The 15,782-nt window shown below is 61.2% G+C and carries 15 protein-coding genes; 4 read left to right on the plus strand and 11 right to left on the minus strand.

The window, feature by feature from the left end; genetic code table 11:
• Window positions 1-34: 34 nt before the first annotated feature.
• A complete protein-coding gene (locus QM647_RS14345) occupies window positions 35-295 on the minus strand; it encodes a GlsB/YeaQ/YmgE family stress response membrane protein (protein ID WP_414996220.1) in 261 nt (86 codons plus the stop codon).
• Window positions 296-516: 221 nt separating this feature from the next.
• Between QM647_RS14345 and trxB the strand changes: the two genes are divergently transcribed.
• From trxB to QM647_RS14360, 3 genes are all read left to right on the plus strand, one after another.
• Window positions 517-1,560: a thioredoxin-disulfide reductase gene (trxB, locus tag QM647_RS14350; protein ID WP_414996221.1), complete on the plus strand. Its 1,044-nt coding sequence runs from the start codon at window positions 517-519 to the stop codon at window positions 1,558-1,560.
• A 145-nt stretch (window positions 1,561-1,705) separates the two neighbouring features.
• On the plus strand, window positions 1,706-2,200 hold the full coding sequence (locus tag QM647_RS14355) for an Hsp20 family protein (RefSeq protein ID WP_414996222.1): 495 nt from the start codon (window positions 1,706-1,708) through the stop codon (window positions 2,198-2,200).
• A 272-nt stretch (window positions 2,201-2,472) separates the two neighbouring features.
• Window positions 2,473-3,264 carry a MipA/OmpV family protein gene (locus tag QM647_RS14360; protein WP_414996223.1) on the plus strand — a complete coding sequence of 264 codons (792 nt, stop codon included), beginning with the start codon at window positions 2,473-2,475 and terminating at the stop codon, window positions 3,262-3,264.
• Here QM647_RS14360 and QM647_RS14365 read toward each other — a convergent pair.
• The 9 genes from QM647_RS14365 to ppc form a co-directional block, all read right to left on the minus strand.
• A complete protein-coding gene (locus tag QM647_RS14365; RefSeq protein WP_414996224.1) occupies window positions 3,254-3,673 on the minus strand; it encodes an EVE domain-containing protein in 420 nt (139 codons plus the stop codon). The two genes, QM647_RS14360 and QM647_RS14365, sit on opposite strands and share 11 nt — an antisense overlap.
• A complete protein-coding gene (locus QM647_RS14370) occupies window positions 3,670-4,035 on the minus strand; it encodes a GFA family protein (RefSeq protein WP_414996225.1) in 366 nt (121 codons plus the stop codon). The genes QM647_RS14365 and QM647_RS14370 overlap by 4 nt, the downstream gene beginning before the upstream one ends.
• A 420-nt stretch (window positions 4,036-4,455) precedes the next feature.
• Window positions 4,456-5,709, minus strand: a complete 1,254-nt coding sequence (locus tag QM647_RS14375; protein ID WP_414996226.1) for a pentapeptide repeat-containing protein — start codon at window positions 5,707-5,709, stop codon at window positions 4,456-4,458.
• Between the two features lie 61 nt (window positions 5,710-5,770).
• Complete coding sequence (locus tag QM647_RS14380; RefSeq protein WP_414996227.1) at window positions 5,771-6,400, minus strand: bifunctional diaminohydroxyphosphoribosylaminopyrimidine deaminase/5-amino-6-(5-phosphoribosylamino)uracil reductase RibD; 630 nt, start codon at window positions 6,398-6,400, stop codon at window positions 5,771-5,773.
• Window positions 6,397-6,924, minus strand: coding sequence for a periplasmic heavy metal sensor (locus QM647_RS14385; RefSeq protein WP_414996228.1), 528 nt, complete (start codon window positions 6,922-6,924; stop codon window positions 6,397-6,399). The genes QM647_RS14380 and QM647_RS14385 overlap by 4 nt, the downstream gene beginning before the upstream one ends.
• Before the next feature lie 2 nt (window positions 6,925-6,926).
• Window positions 6,927-7,397, minus strand: a complete 471-nt coding sequence (locus tag QM647_RS14390) for a hypothetical protein (protein ID WP_414996229.1) — start codon at window positions 7,395-7,397, stop codon at window positions 6,927-6,929.
• A 5-nt stretch (window positions 7,398-7,402) separates the two neighbouring features.
• The gene (locus QM647_RS14395; RefSeq protein ID WP_414996412.1) at window positions 7,403-7,921 is read right to left on the minus strand and encodes an RNA polymerase sigma factor; all 519 of its coding nucleotides are present in this window, start codon (window positions 7,919-7,921) and stop codon (window positions 7,403-7,405) included.
• A gap of 247 nt (window positions 7,922-8,168) precedes the next feature.
• The gene (locus tag QM647_RS14400; RefSeq protein ID WP_414996230.1) at window positions 8,169-11,123 is read right to left on the minus strand and encodes a bifunctional [glutamine synthetase] adenylyltransferase/[glutamine synthetase]-adenylyl-L-tyrosine phosphorylase; all 2,955 of its coding nucleotides are present in this window, start codon (window positions 11,121-11,123) and stop codon (window positions 8,169-8,171) included.
• A gap of 113 nt (window positions 11,124-11,236) precedes the next feature.
• A complete protein-coding gene (gene ppc / locus QM647_RS14405; RefSeq protein WP_414996231.1) occupies window positions 11,237-13,918 on the minus strand; it encodes a phosphoenolpyruvate carboxylase in 2,682 nt (893 codons plus the stop codon).
• Between the two features lie 404 nt (window positions 13,919-14,322).
• Between ppc and QM647_RS14410 the strand changes: the two genes are divergently transcribed.
• Window positions 14,323-14,886 carry a hypothetical protein gene (locus QM647_RS14410; protein ID WP_414996232.1) on the plus strand — a complete coding sequence of 188 codons (564 nt, stop codon included), beginning with the start codon at window positions 14,323-14,325 and terminating at the stop codon, window positions 14,884-14,886.
• A 282-nt stretch (window positions 14,887-15,168) separates the two neighbouring features.
• On the opposite strand, the gene QM647_RS14415 is transcribed toward QM647_RS14410, so the two are convergent.
• Window positions 15,169-15,711 carry an EF-hand domain-containing protein gene (locus tag QM647_RS14415; protein ID WP_414996233.1) on the minus strand — a complete coding sequence of 181 codons (543 nt, stop codon included), beginning with the start codon at window positions 15,709-15,711 and terminating at the stop codon, window positions 15,169-15,171.
• Between the last annotated feature and the right edge of the window lie 71 nt (window positions 15,712-15,782).

The raw sequence follows: 15,782 nt of genomic DNA on the forward strand, positions 1-15,782 counted from the left end.
CTCCTCGCCGGTCGTCTGTCGGGATCGTCCGTTTTTAAACGTGCCGCCCCCGCATCATGCGGCCCAGCGCGATCAGGATACAGGCGCCGATCACACCGGCAATCAGGTAACCGATCACACCGCCAAAACCGATGCCAATCATGGAAAACAGGGCGTTGGCCACGATCGAGCCGACAATGCCCAGAATGATGTTCATCAGAAGCCCCTGGTTGGACTTCATGATCTGTTCGGCGATCCAGCCGGCGGCAGCCCCAACGATGATGGCCAGAAGCCAGCCAATACCTTGTTCGTTCATGATATCACCTCTCTAAATACTTACCGCGAACAGCCCGCGGATTTAGAGTGACCGTAACCCGGTCCAAAAGAGTTTGAGATACGGTTAAGATCGTAATTTGCAAAGTTTTGGAAAAGAGACAGATGTTGAAAACCGCAGCGCATCTGCAATTCCTGATGACATTCGGCCCGCTACTTCCTATCTAAAGAGCCATTAACTTTTTCGAATCTCTCAGGTCCGCCATGTCCGTTTCCCCTCGTCCTCTTCGCTGCGCCATCATCGGTACCGGCCCCGCCGGCTGGACCGCCGCCATCTATGCGGCGCGCGGCTTGCTGTCGCCGGTCATCTTCACCGGCCCGCAGGACGGCGGCCAACTGACGATCACCACGGACGTGGAAAACTATCCCGGCTTTGCCGAGGTGGTGCAGGGCCCGTGGCTGATGGATCAGATGAAGGCCCAGGCCGTCCACATGGGCACCGAGATCATCGGCGAGATCGTCACCAAAGCCGATCTCTCCAAGCGCCCCTTCCTGCTGGAAACCGAATCCGGCGCGCAGTTCCTGGCCGAGACCGTGATCATCGCCACCGGCGCCCAGGCCAAGTGGCTGGGTCTCGAATCCGAAAAGACCTACCAGGGTTTTGGCGTTTCGGCCTGCGCCACCTGCGATGGCTTCTTTTATCGCAACAAGGTAGTGGCCGTGGTCGGCGGCGGCAATACGGCGGTCGAGGAAGCGCTCTTCCTGACCAAGTTCGCCGCCAAGGTCTACCTGATTCACCGCCGCGAGCAGCTGCGCGCCGAAAAGATCCTGGTTGAGCGCCTGCTCAACGATCCGAAGATCGAGCCGATCTGGAATGTCGCCATCGATGAAATCCTCGGTGAGACCAATGAATTCGGCGGCGCCGGCGTGGTCGGCGTGCGCCTTCAGGACGTCAATACCGGTGAAAACCGGGTGGTCGATCTCGATGGTGTCTTCATCGCCATCGGCCATGCCCCGTCCTCGCAACTGTTCGAAGGCCAGCTGGAAACCAAGCAAGGCGGCTATCTGGTGGTCGAACCGGGCACGCCGAAGACCTCGATCAAGGGCGTCTTCGCCGCCGGCGATGTCACCGATGACGTCTATCGCCAGGCCGTCACGGCCGCCGGCATGGGCTGCCAGGCCGCGCTGGAAGCCATCCGCCTGATCGCGGAAGAGGACCATCACCACAGCCTCCTGACCGCGAAGGAAATCGCCGAAGATTTTTCGCATCTGCCTCTTGAACAGCAAAAAGTCGCTACCAAATCATAAAGCGAAGGCGCCGGAGACCGGGCCTTCTTGACCGACAACATCGCCCAGCAGGGGATGTGGATGTCGTTCAGAATCAAATCTTTACGGGTTATCCCGCAGCACGTCTGCACGCCCGTAAGGCCTCGCTTCTTGAAGGAGAGCCCCTATGCGTACCGCCATCGATTTTTCCCCTCTGTATCGTTCCGCCGTTGGCTTTGACCGCCTGGTCAACCTGCTCGACAGCGCCGCCCGCACCGACACCGCGCCGGGCTGGCCGCCCTACAATATCGAACGCCTGCCGGCTGCCGAGGGCGATGACCAGGGTGATTCCTACCGCATCGAAGTGGCTGTCGCCGGCTTCCGCCCCGACCAGCTCAATATCGAGGTGAAGGAAAACGTCCTGACCGTTACCGGCAAGAAGGACGACGACACCACCGCCCGCACCTTCCTGCATCGCGGCCTCGCCGAGCGCTCGTTCGAACGCCGCTTCCAGCTGGCCGATCATATCAAGGTGACCGAAGCCGACCTCGCCAATGGCCTGCTCTCGATTACGCTCAAGCTCGAAGTGCCGGAAGCCAAGAAGGCCAAGACCATCGCCATCAAGACGGCTTCCAATGACCCGGTCAATGTCTCTGGGTCGGTTCTGACCGCAGCCGAATAAGACAACCACGTGCCTGGAATTTAGGCGTTTCAGGCACGTCCCTTGTTTCTCCCCAGACTGATGTGTGTTGCGTGGTCCGCCGGAGGCAGGATCACGCCCAAGCCCCCCGGCCCCTCTGATCTCCACCTGTGGTCCCTTCAGGTGTGCGATGGTCAGACGACAAGCCGGGGGGCTTTTTATGTGCGTATGCGGGACGATCACTTGATTTGAACTGTACGGTACGGTATTTCTTTTACCCATTAAAGCTTGCCGCTCGTGTGGATTTTACCGACATGTTCAAAACCCTTTCCGCCCTTTCCGTTGCTGCGCCTCTGCTTTTCGGCATTGCCCACGCCCAGACCCAGCCTTATCAGGCGGTCGGCGAAGCGCATGACCTGACCGTCGATATCGGTGGCGGAGCGGTCTATGGCTTCAGCGCCAATGGCGGCGATCCGGAAAAGGTCAACGCCATTCCCTGGATCGATTTCAACTACAAAAACCGCTTCTATGGCGACGCGCTGAATGGCGTTGGCTACAACCTGATCCTGCGTGACCGCCTGCGCGCCGGCGTTCAGATCCGACCGCATTTCGGTGGCAATGCCGATGGTCTGGAAGGTCTGGAAGTGCCGGGCCTTGGTGCCGATCTGGCGGGTTACGCCTTCTATCGCGTCGGTGAAAATTTCAGTCTCGGCGGACGCCTGATGCACGATGTCAGCAACGTTTCCAACGGCTCATCTCTGTTCCTGTCCGCCGGCCATCAGGATATCACCAGGGTCGGTCTTTTGCAGACCCTCGTCTATACGCGCTTTGGCGACCGCAAGACCAACCAGGCCTATTACGGCATCGATGAGTCGGAAGCCGCAGCCACCGGCCTCAGCCCCTATGAAGTTGGCGCCGGAGCGCAGAATGTCGGCATCGCCTTTTTGATGATGACGCCGATAAAAAAACACTATGCGATCGCCACCTTCCTCAATGCCGAACGCGCCCTGGGTGATGTGGCCGACAGTCCTTTGATCCAACTCAAGCAGAACAAGGAAATGAGCTACCGCGCCGGCATTCTGGTGGTGCGTCGCTTCAGCCGCTAGAGGTCATGGTGGCGCCGATCGTCGCAAAATCTTCGGCACTGAGTTCCAGAAGTCCGAAGCGGAGGCTGTACCCCCAGTTCTTGTCACGCGTCAGATCAAGCGCGCCCATCAATGGACGGATTGGCCGTTCCCGGCCCTCGGTCCACTCGACATCTCTGCGGAAGGGCTGGAACCCTTCCGACATGAAGCCCTGATAAGGTTCGCCTTCCCGGATACGACCGATGGCGGTGAAGGACTGAAAGCCATCTTTTGCCCCCATCTTTTCCGACGGCGAATAGTAGACAACGCCATCCCCCGCCTTCATGCGCTTCAGCGGCCCAAGCTTGCCATGATTGACCTGCATGAAGCCTTCCGCCCGTCCGCGCCGGACATGTTCGGCGCAGGCCACGGCCAGCCAGAAGCGGGTCACCACAGGTTCCGGCCGTCAATAACCGTTACCGGCACCGCGGCCAGATCGAAGTCATCGAACAGGCGGGCATTGATGCCGACCCTCGGGTTGGTAAAGTCTGGCTCGCCCTTCGACCAGTCAGGCGATTCCGAATAGGTCGTGCACCCGCAGTGCGGACAGAAATGATGCGCCACAGTCTTGCTCTGCCAGCGATAGGTGGCCGTGGTCGGCGGCGGTGCGATCCTTACCTGTGCCGGCGTATAATAGGCCCATAGCGCCCCACGCTTGGAACACAGACTGCATGTGCACTGGGTCACATCGGTCGGCGCGGCTTCGACTTCAAACGTGGTGGCGCCGCAATGGCAACTGCCTTTCAGGGTCATAATATCCTCCTTATCGAGAGGATACCCTACGCCGATCTGCTGCCAAATATTGTCAGCACAAGAGGCCGATTGCCAGCTCTGGCCGTTACGATTATGAATTGGCTCATGAAGGGTGGGATTTTCAGCATAGCACTTACAGTCTTATGTCTTCCGGTCGGAGTATTTTGTTCCGCCTGTGAGGGCTATTATGTTACGTTTGAGATTTTGCAAAACGGCAAGGAGGCAGGTATTGGCCTGCTCTGGGGACTAATTGCCTACTTGCTGGTTATCGCCATCATTGCCTGGATACTTAATGCGCGGGCCAGTCATCGTCCGTTACAGATCAGCATATGGACTGTGACGACCCTATGTTTGATCGGCCAAATTTGCTTGCAAATATTTGTCTATAATACCTTATCGTAGGACGGTATTGACTGAGCTCTAGCTGGCCAGCCGGCCGCGCAAGGCGACACAGGTGGTGTGCTCCAGTGCTTCCAGATTCATGCTCGCGCCCTGCAGATTGGAACGCGAGATATCCGCGCCATCGAGACGCACCTGTTTCATATCGGAATCGGTGAAATTGACATTGCGCAGGCGGGCCTCACGCAGGTCCGTCGGCAGGGAGCGCGTGGCATCGATCCGAAGCGCGCCGAGATTGGCGCCTTCAAGATTGGCGCCATCGAGTCGGGCCTTGAGCATGCGTGCACCACGCAGGTCGGCGCCGGCGAGATTGCAGTTGCGCAGGTCGGCCTCTTCGAGATGCGCGCCCTGAAGCTGGACACCACGCATGTCGAGTCCGTAGAAGACCGCGCCCTTGGCGGAAAGCGCCGCCAGGTTCAAGTCCCGGATCGAACCCAGACCGCGCAGGTCGGCATGATCGAATTTCGAAGGCGTACCTTCCTTGCCGAGTGTATCGACCCACTGGGCATGGTCCTTCAGCATCTGACCGTAGGGCAGGGCCTTGATGTCGGTCCCCACCACCTTGTCGGTCAGTACGCCGGTCATGTCGGTCTGCGAGGTGCGCCACATGTCGGTCTTGGCGCCGATCAGCACAGCATCGCGCAGCGATGCACCGGAAAGGTCGGCACCGGAAAGATCGGCGCCGCCGAGGTCGACATTGTCCATGATGCATTGCTTGAGATTGGCGCGGATCAGCTTGCAGGATTTCATGGTCGCGTCGGTGAAATCCGCCTTCATGGCCTGGATGCCGGAGAGCTTGGAGCGTTCCAGATTGGCGCCGCGCAGATTGGCATAGGTCGCTTCCGATGAGCGCATCGAGATTTCGACGTAAGACAGGCCCGCCTGCTTGTCCGGCAGGGCCAGGGCGCCCTCGCGCAGGTCGGCTTCGTAAAGGTCGCAATCCGAGAGATTGGCGCCACGCAGGCAGGCACCGCGCAGATCCGCCCGGCGCATGGAGGCATGGCTGAGATTGGCCAGTTGCATATCGGCGCAATAGAGATTGCAGGTATCGAGCACCGCATTGGACAGGTCGCAATCCATCAGAATGGCGGCGGTGAAATCGGCATCATTCAGCACGCGCCCCTTGAGGCTGAGCCCCGACAGGTCGCACCACGCAAAGACCGCGCGCGCGCCGCCCGGCTTCATGGCGCGCAGGCGTTCATGCCGACTGCAGATCGCATCGACCTGTTCCTGGGTAAGCTTGGTGTAGCGTGTGTCGCCGGCTGTGGCGCTCATGCGGAAAGGCTTTCACTCGACAGTTTGGGAAAGCTTCGCACATAAGTCTTAAAATTTGGGTCTATTCGCCGAGCAAACCCAAGGCTTGCAAGGTACTGGCGAGATCGGAACCGCCCTCAACCGAAAGGTGGCGGTAGCCCTTACCCGCCCAGGCGATCAGCTCGGCTTCCAGATCATCGCCCTGGGGCACAAATTCGGCGTCAAAGCCTTGCCCGGATTCGCCCGTCTGCACCAAAGGGCGGCCCGTGCGATGATAATAGGCCGTGGGCGCGATCAGGCGGTCCGCCTCTCCCGCCAGCAGCCCGCTTTCCACCGTGATCCCGGCGGCGATCATACGCGCCACGCCGATATGCGAGGCGAAGGGCGACGGATCTTCACAGGCATAGATTACGCGCGCCACTCCGGCCTCAACCAATCTTTGCGAACAGGAACAACCGCCATTGGAGCGCTGGCCGCAGGGTTCCAACGTGACATAGGCCGTGGCGCCCTTGGCCATGTCTCCAGCGGCGTCCAGCGCGATTTCCTCGGCATGCGGCCGTCCACCATCGCCCGTGGCACCTTCGGCGATAACCGCGCCTTCCCTGACGATGACGCAGCCGACCGCCGGATTTGGCCAGGTCCGCCCCATCTGTGACAAACCCAGGCGCAGCGCCTGTTGCATAAAGGCGATGTCAGAGGTCGAAGCGGTCAAGGTTGCTTGTTCGGTGACGGCTGCGCTACCGGCGGCTGTGGCCTGTCCTGGATAAAGCGGTCGTAACGGCCGCTGGGCCGCAGCAGGGTACCGAGCACAAAGGCGCGCTCACGCACCGACAGTTCCTTGGTATTGAGGATCAGCGCGTTCTCGATCTTGCCGCGCGCATCGTTTTCGGCATTACGCGCCTGCTCCGAAACGATGGCCATTTGTGCCGCATCGAAGGGGGTTTTCCCCGTCAGGTCCCGCGCCTGGCTGCGCAGGGCCCGCGCCTTGAGCATGTCCGCCTCACCGGTGAGTACGGCCGCCTTGGTAATCGCATAGATATGATGGCGTTCAGCGTCGGTCGTACCCGCCGTGGCATCCCGCCAGGCCTTCTGCATCGCCAGGGGGCGCTGGAAATCGCGAAGATTACGCTTGACGACAAATCCGGCCCCGATGGCGGCCGCGATCAGGAAGATATTCAGGACCAGAGAAACGCCCAGAATCCATTTCAGCCGCGTGTCGGTCAGCCACGACCCCATACTCAGTTACCCCCGTCGATCATCGCGACCTGTTCCAGCACATTGGTGGCCCGCACATCGCTCAGGCTCATCAGGCTGAGATTAACACCAAATATCGCGCCCGCCAAACAGGCCGCCGCCGCGATACCGATGCCGCCGACAACCGGCCAGGGCACGCCCCCGTGCCATTGCCGGCGGGCCGGCTGTACCGGGAAGGCGACGACATTTGTCGGCATTTTTCGGGATTGGGCAAAATCCGCCGCGAAACGCTCGACCGCCGCCTCGAATACCGGCTGATCGGCTTCCGCCCTGGCCAGGTCCGTGGCCTTGACGGCATCCATCATCGCGTCCAGCTGGCGCGCGTCCTCCAGCCAGGCCTGGGCTTGCGGCTGGGTCTGCGCCAAGGCCAGGGCGGCTTCGCGCTCGGCTTCCGGCCAGCGTGCCGCATGGGCGCCATAGGCTTCGATAATTGTTTTCAGTCGTTCCAAACGCATGTCACTCATCTTTTTACTCCCGTTTTCCCCGGGATTTCCGTTTGTTCGCTCATCAATACACGCAGCGTTCGCCGGGCGCGTGCGAGGAGGCTTTCCAATGCCTCGATACTGACCCCCATGGTGGCCGCCGCCTCGATATTCGACATTTCCTGGAAATAATTCAAGGTAATCGCCGTTCTTTGCCTTTCGGGCAACTGTGCCAGGGCCTTCTGCAGGGCGCTGGCCGTCTGGGCCTGTTCCAGTTGCACCGAAGGGCCGTCCGTCTCGTCGATGATCTCGACCTCGTCGGGACTGACGTTGTCCTTGCGCCGCCGCAACCGGTCGTAGCAGAGATTGAGCGCCACCCGGTGCATCCAGGTATCGATCCGCGCCTTGCCGGCCACCCAGGTGGGGGCCTGCTTCCAGGTGCGGATCAGGGTTTCCTGCGCCACATCCTCGGCCTCAGCCGGATCGTTAAGCATCCGCCGACCAAGTGAGAGCAGCCGCGGCAGTTTGCGCGAGACAAGCGCCGACGCCGCCGCCATATCGCCGCGCGCGATCCGCTCCAGCAGAACCTCGTCAGGGTCTGTCGTCAACTGTGTCCCCGGCAACCTGTCCACACGGCCGGACACGAGATGTATCCGTTTCTGTTGCAGATTTTCCGACATACCGGTCCGGTCATGATCCGCCCGGTTGTGGAAAAGGCTCCGCGCCATCAATATGGTCCTTCAGACAGAGAGATGAAACCCGAAATCCGCCGCTCTCGTGTTTATTTCCACGTCGCAACCAAGGTTATCCGTCGCTGGTGTTCACAATCTTTTCGAAAGCCAGCCGAGCACGCTTGCGGATATCGCGCAGTTTCTTTTCCAGCGTATCGAGCCGGCGGGTATGGACGGCCCGCGCCAGCTTGCGCTGGAAGGCTTCCGGCTCATGGTGCGGATCGTCCTGCTCGGTCAGAGACACCCGCATGACCTGGGCCAGGGATTGCTGCACCCGCCAGGCCGTGCTCAGGGCTTCGATCTCGGCGGCCGGCGCCAGACCGGCACGCTGAATGGCCGAAAGCGCCGCCAGCGTACCGACGCGCAGGGGGCCGCCGGCCTCGGCATGGACCAGTTGCAGATATTGCGCGGCAAATTCCGCATCGACCTGACCGCCCACCGACAGCTTGAAATCCCAGAAGCTTTTCGCCGGGCGTTCCTTTTCCATCAGGGCGCGCATGGCCAGCACATCGAGCGCCGTCTGCGCCTTCGAGCGCTGGCGACGCAGGATGGTCTCGACCTTAAGCCGGACCAGATCGGCGAAATCGGCTGAGCTCGACCAGACGATCCGCGCCCGCGTCAGGGCCTGGAACTCCCAGGTATCGGCGTCCTTGTCGTAATAGTTCTCGAAAGCCGCCAGCGACACCGCCACCGGCCCCTTGGCGCCCGTCGGCCGCAGCTTCATATCGATCTCGTAGAGCTGACCTTCGTGCGTCGGCGCCGACAGCGCCGAGATCAGTCGCTGCGTGAAACGGCCGAACCAGGTTTCCGGCGCCCAGCCTTTTATAGTCGAGACCGAAGACGGATCGTCCGGCAGATAGACCGCCATCAGGTCGAGATCCGAGGTCGCCGTCATTTCCTGCGAGCCCAGCTTGCCGAGCGCCAGGATCGCCACCTGTCCGTCCAGACGACCCGCCTGACGCACTATGTCTTCCAGCGACAGGGGCGCCAGATGATGGATGCAGGCGTCGGCCAGGCGCGCATAGGCAGCGCCGGCAGCCTCGGTATTCAGACGGCCGTTGAGAATCTGCATGCCGATGCGGAACTGCTGCTCGCGGCCGATGCGGCGCAGGGCGTTCATCACCGCCTCCAGATCAAGCGGCACGCGCTCGACCTCGCGGCGGACCAGCTCGTCCAGTTCATCGCCGAGCGGATCGAAGAAACCGGCATCGAGCATGGCATCGAAGGCCGTCGGGTGGCGCGCCAGAATCTGGGCGAGGCGCGGCGAGAAACCCATGATCTCGACAATGGCGTGAAACAGCTTCGGATTGGCCAGGAACAGCGACTGGATCTGCACCCCGGCATTGAGCGTCACGAAGAAGGAGGCGAAGCGATTGAAGGCGATGCTCGGCGTACCCGTCTCGTTCAAGGCTTCCAGCAGGCGCGGCACCAGCCGGGTGAAGAGTTCGCGGCCACGTTCCGAACGCGTGGCCGGGATGCGGCCATGATGCCATGAGCGGATGGTGGCCGCTACCTGCTCGGGGTGTTCGAAGCCCATGCGCGACAGGGTCTTGATCGTCTCCGGATCGTCTTCCACGCCGGTGAAGACCAGCGACCCGAAGGAGGATGACAGGGATTCGGACTCGGAAAACAGTTCGCCATAGTGCGAATTGACCAGGCGCAGGGTGCGCGATACCGCCAGATCGAACCGCGACAGGTTGGAGAAGCCAGCCAGCACGGCCACACGCATCCGGTCCTCGTCATTTTCCGGCAGATCGTGGGTCTGCTCGTCATGGATCATCTGAACACGATGTTCCCAGTCGCGCAGGCGAACATAGGCCTGTTTCAGTTCCTTGGCGACGGCCGGCGCCAGGTGCCCGGCGCGGCGCAGGGCATCGAGCGCGTCAAGCGTGCGGCGCGACCGCAGCGAAGGGTCGCGACCGCCCAGGATGAGTTGCTGGGTCTGGGCGAAGAACTCGATCTCGCGGATGCCGCCGGCCCCCAGCTTCAGGTTGGCGCCCGCCGCCTCAAGCCGCTCATCGACCTTGTAGACGTGGATCTGGCGCTTGATCGAATGGACATCGGCAATAGCCGGATAATCGAGGCTGCGCCGCCAGATAAAGGGCGAGAGGTCATTCATGAATGCCTTCGCCTCGATCATGTCGCCCGCCACCGGCCGCGCCTTGATGAAGGCGGCGCGTTCCCAGTTCTGGCCCACCGATTCATAATAGTTCAGCGCGAAGGGCACGCTGACCACGGTGGGGGTGGAAGACGGATCGGGCCGCAGGCGCAGGTCGACGCGGAAAACGTAGCCGTCACCGGTGCGCTCCGAAAGCACGGTCGAAACCCCGCGCGCCACGCGATCGGCAAAGGTCTGCGGATCGACCTGTTCCGTGACCGGCAGGCGCTCCAGGTCGCAGAAGAAGGTGATGTCGATATCCGACGAATAGTTCAGTTCCCCGGCGCCATGCTTACCCATGGCCAGCACGAAGAGGCCCGGCAGCACGCCGCGCTCTGCCTCATGGCCTTTCAGGCGGGCCGGATCGATCCGCCCCTTGTCATGCTCTTCGCGCACCACCAGGGCCAGGGCCGCGCAGGTGACGGCATCGGCGAAACGGCTGAGCGCCGCGGTCACGTGATCGAGCCCCCAGACATCGCCGAGATCGGCCAGGGCGGTCAGCAGATGACAATCGGCCTTGAGGTGACGCAGCACCTTCTTGGCGGCGGGAATATCGAGTGTCTCGACCGTAGCGGCCTGCTGTTCCAAGGCTTCGGTGGCCAGCAGAATGGCCTTGAGGCGAGCTTCCGGGGCCGAGATCAGGGTCTCGCGCAGGCGCTGCGGATCGCGGCGCATGATACCGGCCAGGTAGGGCGAGGCGGCCACCACCGGACGGATAGCGTCTTCGGCCTGCCGCAACACGTCGCGCCAGCCTTCGGCATTGGCGACTTCATACAGGGTTTCAATGACGTAATCCGCCGCACCCGCGTTCAAAACCGGCCCGCAAGGGTGCAGCCGGTCGACCAGAGAAGAGAATAAAACGTCAGCCATGAGGAAGCGATACAGGTCCCTGTCACTTTTGTCCTACATGTTTAACCCTGAATCGACGGGAATACCAAGCTTGCCAACATGTTTTTGCCAGCCGGCCGGCAATACCCCCTGTTTTACCCCGTATTACGCAAGGCCGACGCAATCCCGTTGACCGTCAGTTGCATGGCCAGTTGCACAAGCTTGTGCCTGTTGCCCTGACGGCGAATGCCCAGCAGATAGACCTGCAGGCGGTTCAGTGAGTTCAGCAGCGGGTTCGCGCGTTCGATCTGGTTGCGCAGGCGCTCATGCGTAGACAGCAGGTAGGGCGCGCCGCGCAGGCGCAGGATCAGCGCCACCGTGTCCTCAAACTCGGCCTTGACCTTGGCATAGATGCGCGCCGCCTCTTCAGGCTCACCGGCCAGGTCCGCATAAAGCCCGGCGATTTCCATGTCAGCCTTGGCCAGGGCCATTTCCATATTGGCGATGAAGACCTCAAAGAAGTCCCACTGCATCATTTCCTTCAGCACGTCCTCGCCGATCTCCAGCTCGCGCACCGCCGCCGCGAAGCCGTACCAGCCCGGCAGCATGAAGCGGGTTTGCGACCAGGCGAAGACCCACGGAATGGCGCGCAGGTCCTCGATCTTGCCCGATGAAGTCCGCGAGGCCGGGCGCGAACCGATCTTGAGATTACTGACCTCGTCCACCGGCGTAACGGTATGGAAGAAATCGAGGAAGTGCGGATCGTCATAGACCAGGCCGCGATAGGCCTCAAAGGCTGCCGCGTGCAGTTTGTCCATCAGTGGCGTGAACTTTTCTTCCATCACCGCGTCAGGCGTCTTTTCGCCACGCTTCGGCACGGTGGCCAGGAAGGTGGCCGCCGCGAAACTATCCAGCGTCTTGTGTGCGGTGACCACATTGCCGAACTTGCGGGCGATCATCTCGCCCTGTTCGGTGACACGAATCTGGCCGTCGACCGTGCCCTCCGGCTGGGCCAGGATGGCCGCGAAGGCCGGGCCGCCGCCACGTCCGACCGAGCCGCCGCGGCCGTGGAAGAGGCGCAGTTTCACGCCCGCCTTCTGGCACACGACCTTGATCGCCTTCGAGGCCTTGTGCAGCGACCAGCGCGAAGAGGTATAACCGCCGTCTTTGTTGGAATCGGAATAGCCGAGCATCACTTCCTGCAGGGCCGGCCGCCCCATCAGCGAACGCACGGCGAAATTGCCGAGCCACTTTTTCATGATCTCCGGCGCCGCCTCCAGATCGCCGATGGTTTCGAACAGGGGCGAGATCTTCATCATGCAGTGCGGCTGCGGCCCGCCGCGCACCAGGCCGGCCTGCTTCAGCAGCACCAGCGGCTCAAGGATATCGGAGACCGAACCCGCCTTGGAGATGACATAGGCGCCAAAGGCCTCCGGCCCGAAGGTCTTCACGATCTCGGCGGCGGCATCGACGATGCGCAGCTCTTTGCGTGTCTCGTCGGAATACTTGCCGTATTCCCAGCGCAGGATCCGGTCATTGGCCAGCTCGGCGAAGAGCAATGAACAGCGCTCGCTTTCCGACATGCCGAGATAATCGACCAGTTCCGACGACTGAGTGAACAGTTCGGCAACGACGCGCTCATGGACATCGGAATTCTGGCGCAGGTCGAGCGCCAGCAGATGGAATCCGCACGAGCGGGCAATGCGGATCAGGGTCTTGAGCGTGGCGCCGATCATGCGCCGGCCGCCATTCTGCGCCAGGGAATCGCGCATCACCCGCAAGTCCTTCAGGAAGGCGGCGCAGCTTTCATAGGCCGGCGCCGCAACCGAGGTATCGCCCGCACGGGTGCCCGGCACCTCGCCCAGGATTTCGGCCCGGGTGCGCGCCAGGCGCAGCTTGATGAAGGCGATGGCGCGGCGATAGGGCTCGTCGACGCGGTGGATGTCGGTATTGAGCGACTTGCGCGCCAGTTCCAGCAGCGCGTCGCTGACCGGGGTTACCTCGTCCGACATGGTCAGTTCGCTGTCGAGCTTGTCGAGGTGCGCGGCATAGAAGTCGAAGGCCACGCGCGCCTGCTCGCGATAGGCATAGCGCAGGGTCACCTCGTCGACGTGCGGATGGCCGTCGCGGTCGCCGCCGATCCACGAGCCCAGTTTGAGCACGTCGGGCAAAGGGCCATCATGCGGGATATCGCGGCCCCATTCGGTATAGAGTGTCACCAGGGCCGGCAGGACCGAGCGCTTCACCGCCGCGATCAGGTTGTTGATCTCGTCACGTACCGTAATGCGCTCCGGCCGGTTGAGACGCGTGTTCCACAGCAGTGCCACGGCGCGGTAAAGGTCGTCCTCTACCTGCTTCTTCTCCGCCGCATTGCTGGACTTTTCATAGGCCTGCAGCAGGTTAGCAATCTCTGTCTCGCGCTCGACGATCGAGGCGCGGCGCATCTCGGTCGGGTGCGCGGTGAAGACCGGCGAAGCCAGTATGCTGCCCAGGATCGAGTCGATCTCGTCCTTTTCCAGACCCGACTGGCGCGCCGAAGCCACGGCATTGGCCAGGCTGATCGGCTGCTTGGAACCATCGGCGCTGTCGAAGGTGTCGATCTGGCCCAGCTGGCCGACGTCTTCCGAGATGACCGACAGCATCGACATGCAGGTCATGATGCGGGCGATATGCGCCGCCTCGGACTCGCTCAGTGTGCCGAAATCGAAGGCCTTGTCCTTCAGCAGCTCGACCTTGCCCATCACGTCGGACTTGCCGAATTCGCGCACCGCTTCATCGAGAAAGCCATCGAGGAGCGTGATATGTTGCCTGACGTGGTTGAGGACGGTGTCGGTCATGATGCGATGTTCCAGGAGCCCGCGGGCCTGACTCACACACTTATGGTCACAAAAACAAAGACCTAAGGTCAGGTTGTTCCGACGACAAGCGTTAGGGGGTCAAGCCGGTTTATAATTATATGACATGTCTAGGCGTCCTTTTTGTGCATCGCAAGATAACAAATTCGGCTGCTTGGGCGGTCGTTTTGATAGTCTGAATAAATCCAAGGCTTTGCAGCCTATTGTCTGATTTAATATTTTTGCCACGCGGCACATTCAGTAAAAAGTTTCATTGGAAACAATGCCTTGCGCCGCGTTTGCGGTGCAACCCACCGGGCGTTTACCAAGCTGCGGAGCGAGTTATTAAGACTTTGAGCCTAGGATACGGGGTTCGGAGCAGCTTGAGAACAAGCCAGGGGATCTACATGGCCAAAGCGACCTTTCATCGCCATCAGCGCGTCTATGTCGAGCCTGTCGGCACCTGGGCGGTGATCGATAAGGTCAATCCGGTCTGGGTCAAGGGTTTCGATGAGCCGGTGCGCGTCACCTACGATTGCGGCCTGGGTCGCGATTTCGCCGCCGAAGAACTCACCCCGGAAAGCGCCACCGACAAAAGCGCCCATGACGGGCACCTGTCCCATTGGCGCCTGATGCGCGCCCGCAACAAGTGGCAGACACCCGAGGAAAGCCGCAATCATCCCTTCCCCGGCACCTATCCGATCGTCGTCACCGATGAAAACGACTGGGGCGGCTGGCGTGTGCCGGGCGCCGAATACGAACGCGACCCGACCCTGATCGAGATGCAGGCCCGCCTGATCGCCGCGGCCCCACACCTGCTCAAGCTGGTCAAGGACCTGCGCGACTATGCCCGCAACAACAGCGAACTGGACGACGACCTGATCTCACTGGCCAAGCGTGCCGAGCAGCTGCGCCAGCATATCGAGACTGACGGTGCGGAGACGCCGAAAACGGCGCGTCAAAACGGATAAGGCGGAATAAAAAAAGCCGTGGCGGCGGCGGCCACCACGGCTCCGTTCTGTAAGGTTCGCTCCGGGGAGATACGAACGCTACAGAAATTTTTTGGCGTTTCCAAAGAACCTGCGGACAGTCCCCATTTGTGCCGTTATCTGTCTAACGAAGGCGGTGAAATTTTCCGTCGCATAATTTTTCATAAAAAAAGACCGGAGCTTTCGCCCCGGTCAGTTACTGCCATCCACGGCATTTGGCTCGCCACTCGGCTCGGATAAGGTTGAGGGTGGCAAATTCAGAAATCATTTTGCAGACGGAGGCGATGCCGGACCGGGACTATCGCCCCCCCCTTCAGGCGGAGGCGGAGGCGCCTTCAGCTCCGCCTCGTCGAGGAAGCCATCCTTGTTGGTATCCATGGCTGCGAAACGCGCCTTTGCCAGAGCGGAAAATTCCTCGAAGCTGACCTTGCCGTCCTTGTTGGTGTCCAGCGCTGCCAGATCAGGCCCATGGAAGCGTTCTCCACGCTCCCCCTGCGGGCCACCCGGAGGCGCATGATCTGGCCGCCCTTCCGGCTTGCCCCAGTGACGGTCATTCGGCGGCGGGGCGCCTTCACGGTCGCCCCCGGGACCACCTTCTTGAGGCTTCGGCTTGAAGGCTTCATACTCCGCCTGGCTGATGACCCCGTCATGATTGGTGTCAAGATCGCTGAAGGCAGGCGGCTTGGGTCCGTTCTTCATATCGGGCGGTCCACTGCTATCCGCCGCGAGTGCCGGCAGTGTGCATAACAGGGCACAGGCGCCCATCACCACCCAGGACGCCCCCACCCTAGACATGGATTTAAACATACTGATTTTCCTAATGTTTAACTGCGAAAGGTGGCACCATCACCACCTCATTTCGTTGTCACCACTATGCG

Source organism: Asticcacaulis sp. (genome assembly GCF_047605585.1).
In the GTDB taxonomy this organism is placed as follows: Bacteria; Pseudomonadota; Alphaproteobacteria; order Caulobacterales; family Caulobacteraceae; genus Asticcacaulis.

Coding starts and splice junctions, on each gene's coding strand:
- QM647_RS14345 (WP_414996220.1), bottom strand. CDS start 295: ATGAACGAACAAGGTATTGGCTGGCTTCTGGCCATCATCGTTGGGGCT.
- trxB (WP_414996221.1), top strand. CDS start 517: ATGTCCGTTTCCCCTCGTCCTCTTCGCTGCGCCATCATCGGTACCGGC.
- QM647_RS14355 (WP_414996222.1), top strand. CDS start 1,706: ATGCGTACCGCCATCGATTTTTCCCCTCTGTATCGTTCCGCCGTTGGC.
- QM647_RS14360 (WP_414996223.1), top strand. CDS start 2,473: ATGTTCAAAACCCTTTCCGCCCTTTCCGTTGCTGCGCCTCTGCTTTTC.
- QM647_RS14370 (WP_414996225.1), bottom strand. CDS start 4,035: ATGACCCTGAAAGGCAGTTGCCATTGCGGCGCCACCACGTTTGAAGTC.
- QM647_RS14375 (WP_414996226.1), bottom strand. CDS start 5,709: ATGAGCGCCACAGCCGGCGACACACGCTACACCAAGCTTACCCAGGAA.
- QM647_RS14385 (WP_414996228.1), bottom strand. CDS start 6,924: ATGGGGTCGTGGCTGACCGACACGCGGCTGAAATGGATTCTGGGCGTT.
- QM647_RS14390 (WP_414996229.1), bottom strand. CDS start 7,397: ATGCGTTTGGAACGACTGAAAACAATTATCGAAGCCTATGGCGCCCAT.
- QM647_RS14395 (WP_414996412.1), bottom strand. CDS start 7,921: ATGGCGGCGGCGTCGGCGCTTGTCTCGCGCAAACTGCCGCGGCTGCTC.
- QM647_RS14400 (WP_414996230.1), bottom strand. CDS start 11,123: ATGGCTGACGTTTTATTCTCTTCTCTGGTCGACCGGCTGCACCCTTGC.
- ppc (WP_414996231.1), bottom strand. CDS start 13,918: ATGACCGACACCGTCCTCAACCACGTCAGGCAACATATCACGCTCCTC.
- QM647_RS14410 (WP_414996232.1), top strand. CDS start 14,323: ATGGCCAAAGCGACCTTTCATCGCCATCAGCGCGTCTATGTCGAGCCT.
- QM647_RS14415 (WP_414996233.1), bottom strand. CDS start 15,711: ATGTTTAAATCCATGTCTAGGGTGGGGGCGTCCTGGGTGGTGATGGGC.